This window comes from Burkholderia sp. PU8-34, from assembly GCF_053427725.1.
Genome location: NZ_JBSAXC010000109.1, coordinates 1 through 221, shown reverse-complemented (window position 1 = coordinate 221; position 221 = coordinate 1). Strand labels below are relative to the sequence as shown.

Annotated in this window: 1 protein-coding gene; it reads left to right on the top strand. The window is 66.1% G+C overall.

What is annotated here, in order from left to right; all coding sequences use genetic code 11:
• The coding region (locus tag ACV22Z_RS35950; RefSeq protein ID WP_448080971.1) for an acyl-CoA dehydrogenase family protein at positions 1–221 on the top strand (221 nt) is incomplete at both ends.

The window sequence follows — 221 nt, the reverse complement described above, 5'->3', positions numbered from 1 at the left end:
GTCAAGGACATGCTGTTCGTGCTGAAGGAACTCGCCGGCATCGACGACATCGCGAAGCTGCCGGGCTTCGAGGACGCGGGCGTCGACACCGCGCAGGCCGTGCTCGACGAATCCGCGAAATTCTGCGGCGAAGTGCTGGCGCCGCTGAACGTCGAAGGCGACCGCAACCCGAGCAGCTGGAAGGATGGCGTCGTGACCGCGACGCCGGGCTTCAAGGAAGC